Raw genomic sequence first — 2,119 nt, 5'->3', positions numbered from 1 at the left:
CGCCGCCAACATCGCCGACGGGAACACCGGCACCGCCCTCGCGCCCGTCCGGCAGCGGTGGGGCCCCCGCGGCCCGGATGGCCCGATCGGCGAATGTGGTCGTCCACGCCATGACCGCCGTCGCCGCGACGCTCTTGATGATCATGGTGGGTGCCGATCCGGTGCGGCTCGCACTGGTGGCTCTCGTGCTTGTCCCCGCCGCGGTGGAGATCACGACTGCCCGGGTGCCGACCCTGCTCGGCGTCGGCTGGAATCTGACGCTGATCGGCCTGCTGGAGGCCGCCCACGCGCCGAAGATGGTGCTGCTGCTCGCCGTCACCACGGCGACCTGGGTCGCGTTACGGTCCGCGTTGGTGCCGCTCAACGCCGTGGTGTTCGCCGTGGGCGTCGGCATGACGGTGGCGCAGTATTGGATGGGGAGTCCAGACGCCGAGGGTGACCACTTCACAGACGGATTCCTGGTCTGGGTCGCGGCCCTGCTGTACGGCACGGGCACCGGTTTCATCCTGCGGCGGACCCGGGAGCTGGCCGAGGAGTTGACCGAGGCGCAGAGCAGGCTGGTTGCTGCTGCGGCGGCGGACGAGCGGCGGCGGATCGCGCAGGACGTCCACGACCTGGTGGCGCACTCGCTGGCGGTGGCGCTGCTGAACATCACCGGCGCGCGCCGGACGATGCGGCGCGCGCCGGCCCTCGCCGACGAGGCCCTGGCCCGAGCGGAGGAGGTCAGCCGGGAGAGCCTCGCGGGGATCCGGCGGGTCGTCGGGCTGCTGCGGGAGGACGCGGGGCCGATGCGGTCCGGGCCCGGGCCCGGACCGCTGCCGGCGGCGCAGGACATCGGAGATCTCGTGGCGGGTTACCGACGCAGCGGCCTTCCCGTGCGGCTCGAGGTGGAGGGCGACGTCGGGACGCTCGACCAGGCGGCAGGCTCGGTGTTGTTCCGGACGGTGCGGGAGGCGCTCGCGAACGTGCTGCACCATGCCGACGCCGCGCCGACGTGGGTGCGGCTCGACATCGGTCCGCGCGTTGTCGGGGTGACCGTCAGAAACGATCTTCCGGCGGGTGGGGTGCGGCAGCGTCATCTGGGCGCATCAGGCGTCTTGGGCGCCTCGGGTGGCACGGGTGCTTCGGGTGGCCTAGGTGGCACGCTGGAGGGTTCGTCCGAATCTCGCGCCGACGCCTCCGTCCAGGGGGCCGGGGGATGGGCCTGACCGGGATCGCCGAACGGATCCACGCGCTCGGTGGGACCTTCGACGCGGGCCCTCGGGACGGCGCCTGGGTGGTGGCCGCCGGCATCCCGGTGGGAGGCGCCGTGCCAGAGCCCCTGTGGCCGGAGTCCTTGCGGCCGGAGCCGCCGTACCCGGCACCCAGGCGGCCGGCGGTACGGGATGGCTGAACTCCCGGGCCCGCTGCCGCCGATCCGGGTTCTGCTCGTCGACGACCAGGAGTTGATCAGGGCGGGACTGGCGCTCGTGCTCGGTGCGGAGAACGGCGACGGGCCGGGTGGGGTGGCCGCGATCGAGATCGTCGGGGAACGGTCGGATGGCGACGAGGTGGTGGCCGCCGTGCGGTCGCTGCGCCCGGATGTCGTTCTCCTCGACATCCGGATGACCCGGATGGATGGCGTCGACGCGATGCGCGCGCTTGCCAGGCTCGGCCCGCATCCGCCCGTCCTCGTGCTCACCACCTTCAGCGACGACGACGCGCTCTGGGGGGTCATGGCCGCCGGTGCGGCCGGATTCATCCTGAAGGACCGGCCCGCGGATGACATTGTCCGGGCGATCCGACTGGTCGCCGCGGGCGGCTCGTGGATCGACCCGTCGGCCAGTGAGCGGCTGCTCGGCGCGTTACGTGCCGCACCCACCGCCGACCCGTCGTTGCGCCGCCGGATGGAGCGGCTGTCCGACCGCGAGCGCCAGGTGCTGCGGGCGATGGCCCGTGGCGCCACCAACCGGGAGATCGCGCTGGCGCTGCGGGTCAGCGAGCGCACCGTGAAGGCGCATGTGGGCAGCATCTTCCTCAAGTTGGAGGTACGGGACCGGGCCGGCGCGATCGTCGCCGCCTTCGACGCCGGCCTCGCCACCCCGGGCGGTTTCGTCGTCGATCATCTCGAATGATCTGT

Annotated in this window: 2 protein-coding genes; both read left to right on the top strand. The window is 72.9% G+C overall.

Features of this window, described 5'->3' with window-relative positions; genetic code table 11:
- A partial coding sequence (locus tag ACY45C_RS18700; protein ID WP_462188869.1) for a sensor histidine kinase occupies positions 1 to 1,208 on the top strand: 1,208 nt, incomplete at its 5' end.
- Between the two features lie 177 nt (positions 1,209 to 1,385).
- Positions 1,386 to 2,114: a response regulator transcription factor gene (locus tag ACY45C_RS18695; RefSeq protein WP_462188868.1), complete on the top strand. Its 729-nt coding sequence runs from the start codon at positions 1,386 to 1,388 to the stop codon at positions 2,112 to 2,114.
- The last annotated feature ends 5 nt before the right edge of the window (positions 2,115 to 2,119 follow it).

It is taken from the genome of Frankia sp. CcWB2, assembly GCF_977927585.1.
Note: the sequence above shows the minus strand (reverse complement) of the source record. Positions and strands in the feature narration are given on the sequence as shown.

Coding starts and splice junctions, on each gene's coding strand:
- ACY45C_RS18695 (WP_462188868.1), top strand. CDS start 1,386: ATGGCTGAACTCCCGGGCCCGCTGCCGCCGATCCGGGTTCTGCTCGTC.